Genomic DNA, 4,064 nt, shown 5'->3' with positions numbered 1-4,064 from the left:
GTGTGTTCAGGCGCCGATTACTTCTTGGCGGCTGGTGCAGCAGGTGCGTCAGGAGCATCAGCCTTGGCTGGGTCCTTGATGGCCAGCAGTTCCAGGTCGAATACCAGCACGGAATTGGCTGGAATCGCCGGGCTCGGGCTCTGTGCGCCGTAAGCCAGGTCGGACGGAATGTACAACTCGACCTTCTCGCCCACGTGCATCAGTTGCAGACCTTCGACCCAACCCGGGATCACGCCGCTGACCGGCAGGTCAATCGGGCTGCCGCGATCTACGGAGCTGTCAAAGGTAGTGCCGTTGGTGAGCTTGCCGGTGTAGTGAACAGTCACTACGTCGGTAGGCTTAGGCTGGGCGCCGTCGGCTTTCTTCACGATCTTGTACTGCAGACCGGAAGCGGTGGTGACTACGCCGTCTTTCTTGGCGTTGTCTTCGAGGAATTTCTTGCCGGCGGTTGCCGACTCTTCGCTCATTTTGGTCATGCGTTCTTCAGCACGCTTTTGCAGTGCGGCAAACGCTTCAACCAGTTCGTCGTCTTTGAGCTTCTGTTCTTTCTTGCCGACGGCATCTTCGATGCCTTGGGCTACTGCTTTGGAATCCAGGTCATCCATGCCTTCTTGAGCAAGGCTTTTGCCCATGTTCAGGCCGATGCCATAGGAAGCTTTCTGCGCCGGGGTTTTCAGCTCTACGCTGGTTTGCGAATCACAACCCGCAAGTACCAGGCTAACCAGGGCCACCGCCGCCGCCAACCGATGCTGTTTCATGCTATTTCCTTGTTCGTGCGCCAAAAGGGCATTCGAGTAAAGTCGCGAGCTTATCAGGCGGCCACGACCAATGGCTACCGGCATCTGAGGGGGAAACTGCTGATAAGTTCACGTGTTTAAAAGCATTTTCATTCATGATGATAGCCCGCGAAGGATCGCGGACCCATCCGCAACCAGGCTGCTGGCCACTTGCCGCACCTGTGATGCAATGGCATAAGAACGCTACAACTCGACAAGGATAGTTATCTTGCGCATTTTTTCCCGTGTATTGCTTCTGATACTTATCGCACTGGGCCTGCTCCTGGCCGTGGTGCTCTACTACATCGTCAACCCCAAGCTGCCGGACTACGTGCCCGTGGAGCAGGTGCATTACCAAAACCAATGGAGTGACGCCGACCGCCAGACCTATTACTTCACGCCCCAGGGTACCCAAGTGAAAGGCCTGCATTACGATTGGTTTACCGCCCTGGAACTGCCGTTTTCCGAGCAGCGTTTTGCCACGCCGGAGTACCTGGCACGCTTCGGTTTCCTGGTGGACCCCAAGCAGGTCCCCACGGCGCAAAACCCCGGCAACCTGCCAGTCGGTTTCGCCCGGCACCAAAATGCTGGCAGCCACGTTGAATACCTGGATATCACCTGCGCCGCCTGCCACACCGGCGAGTTGCACTTCAAAGGCCAGGCCCTGCGTATCGACGGCGGCTCGGCCCAGCATGTGCTGCCGTCCAGCGTGCCGACCTTGCGCGGTGGCAGTTTCGGCCAGGCCTTGGTGGCCAGCCTGACCGCCACGTATTACCTGCCGTGGAAGTTCGACCGTTTCGCCCGCAGCGTACTCGGCCATGACTACGACGAGCACAACAAAAACCAACTGCGCCAGGACTTCAAACAGTCACTGAACCAGTTCATCAAAGTCGCCTGGAATGACACCCACCGTGGGCTCTACCCTACCGAGGAAGGCCCGGGGCGCACCGATGCGTTCGGCCGCATCGCCAACGCCAGCTTCGGTGATGCCATCTCCCCGGAGAATTACCGCGTCGCCAATGCGCCGGTGGACTACCCGTACCTGTGGGATATCTGGACATTCGATTGGGTGCAATGGAACGGCTCGGCCCAACAACCCATGGCGCGCAATATCGGCGAAGCCCTTGGCGTCGGCGCCACCCTGGACTTCTTCGACAGCGCCGGCCAACCCCTGCAAGGCGACGCACGTTACCCGTCCAGTGTGCGAGTGCGCGACCTGGCCTTGATCGAAGAAACCTTGCAACGCCTCAAGCCGCCGACCTGGCCCGAAGACCTGTTCGGCACCGTCGACAAGCCTCTTGCCGCTCAGGGCCGCGCACTGTTCGCCGAGAACTGCGCCGGTTGCCATGTGCCCGCCGTCACTGCGCAGAATGGCCGCCCGGTGCAGCAACTTAAAATGCTCCCTGTGGACTACATCGGCACCGACCCCGGCACCGCCAGCAATATCGCGGACCAGCGCTATGACCTCAGCGCCCTGCAGTGGGACCCGGCGCAATTGGCCACGCTCAACGTCGAGCTACACCCTGCGTCGACCGAGCCACTGGACCTGAAAAGTATCTCTGTGGCCAAGGGCCTGGCGTACGTCACCGCCTTCGTCGAGGACCACGCCTACCGCGCGGCCGGTGTGACCCCACCCGAACGCCCCACCCTGGACGGTTTTGGCCTGCCCATCGGCGTGCGCGAGCTGCGCGCCTACAAAGCCCGGCCGCTGGCCGGTGTGTGGGCCACCCCGCCGTTCCTGCACAACGGCTCGGTGCCGACGATCTACCAACTGCTTTCGCCCCAGGACGAGCGCAGTGCCACGTTCTACAAAGGCACCTTCAACTACGACCCGCGCCACCTGGGCTTTCAGACCGGCGCGTTCAAGAATGCCTTTTTGTTCGACACCTCCATCACCGGCAACCACAACAGCGGTCACGAATTCCGTGCCGGTCAGCGTGGCAACGGCGTAATCGGTCGCAGCCTGTTGCCACAGGAACGCTGGGCGCTGCTGGAATACCTCAAAGTGCTGGGCGGCCCGCTGGAGCAACAGTTGCCATGATTATCCGATCTCACTACAACGACCGTTCCCTGCTCGCGCGTTTCTGGCTGCGCCTCGGTGCCTTTCTCGGCAAAACGCTGCTGTGGCTGACGGGCCTGGGCCTGCTCGGCTGGCTGGCGGCCAGCGCCTGGTTTGCCTGGCAGCACAGTGGCCCGGTATCGCCGAATGAACAGATCCCGCCCGGCGAAGCCGCGATGACCCAAGGCATCATTCAGACGGCGGTGCGCATCGTCGATCAGCACCGCGAAGGAACCCGCTACCTGCGTGATGCCCACGCCAAGGCTCACGGCTGCGTAAAAGCCGAAGTCAGCGTAGTGGCTGACCTCGACCCAGCCTTGCGCCAGGGTGTATTCGCCGAACCGGGCAAGACCTGGCAGGCGATGATGCGGCTGTCCAACGGCAATGCCTACCCGCAATTCGACAGCATCCGCGATGCGCGTGGCATGGCGCTCAAACTGCTGGATGTGCCGGGCAAACAACTGATGGCCGACCAGCAGGCGCGCACGGAACAGGACTTCGTGATGTTCAGCCACCCGAACTTCTTTGTCAGCGATGTGGCGGAATACGCGCAGAACATTGGCGCCCAGGCGGATGGCAAAAAAGTCTTGGCATTCTTCCCCAAGGCTGACCCGCGCAGCTGGCAGGTGCGTCACTTGTTTATCGCCCTGGCGACCCTGGCACCGCCGCCCGCGAGCCCGACGCAGACGACGTATTTTTCCGTTTCGCCCTACAAGTTCGGCGCAGCCAACGCCAAGTTCCGTGTGGCACCTGATCCGCAAAGCTGCCCGGAATATGGGCTGCCCAAACAGAACGAGGACCTGCCGAATTTCTTGCGCAGTGCGTTGAGCCAGCAGCTGTCAACGGACCGTGTGCCGGCGTGTTTCGTGTTGCAGGTTCAGCGGCAGAATCCGCAGAAATTCATGCCGATTGAAGACACCAGCATTGAGTGGAAGGAAAGCGATGCGCCGTTTGAAACGGTGGCCAAGGTGCGCATTCCTGCGCAGGATTTTGATACGCCGGCGTTGAATCTTGCTTGCGATAACCAGTCGTTTAACCCTTGGTTTGGACTGGAGGCGCATCGACCGATTGGCGGGATTAACCGGCTGCGCAAGGCGGTTTATGACGCTGTCAGTGACTATCGGCATGGTCGTAATTTGTGAGGTTTTTTTGGGGGGGGTTGGGTGTATATCCGTTATTGGGGTGATGGCTTCTATGGGTTCCGCTCTTACAGCGGGTCACTTTCGAAA

3 protein-coding genes are annotated in these 4,064 nt (G+C 60.3%); 2 read left to right on the top strand and 1 reads right to left on the bottom strand.

Features of this window, described 5'->3' with window-relative positions:
* Positions 1–17 precede the first annotated feature (17 nt).
* Positions 18–758, bottom strand: coding sequence for an FKBP-type peptidyl-prolyl cis-trans isomerase (locus WBB95_RS04195; protein ID WP_424486440.1), 741 nt, complete (start codon positions 756–758; stop codon positions 18–20).
* 247 nt (positions 759–1,005) lie between these two features.
* Here WBB95_RS04195 and WBB95_RS04190 point away from each other — a divergent pair, with 247 nt between their 5' ends.
* Positions 1,006–2,817: a di-heme-cytochrome C peroxidase gene (locus tag WBB95_RS04190; protein WP_424486439.1), complete on the top strand. Its 1,812-nt coding sequence runs from the start codon at positions 1,006–1,008 to the stop codon at positions 2,815–2,817.
* Positions 2,814–3,977: a catalase family protein gene (locus tag WBB95_RS04185; RefSeq protein WP_424486438.1), complete on the top strand. Its 1,164-nt coding sequence runs from the start codon at positions 2,814–2,816 to the stop codon at positions 3,975–3,977. Before WBB95_RS04190 ends, WBB95_RS04185 begins: the two co-directional genes overlap by 4 nt.
* Positions 3,978–4,064: the final 87 nt, after the last annotated feature.

Origin of the sequence: Pseudomonas sp. (assembly GCF_049645325.1) — a bacterium.
Taxonomy (GTDB): domain Bacteria; phylum Pseudomonadota; class Gammaproteobacteria; order Pseudomonadales; family Pseudomonadaceae; genus Aquipseudomonas.
Note: the sequence above shows the minus strand (reverse complement) of the source record. Positions and strands in the feature narration are given on the sequence as shown.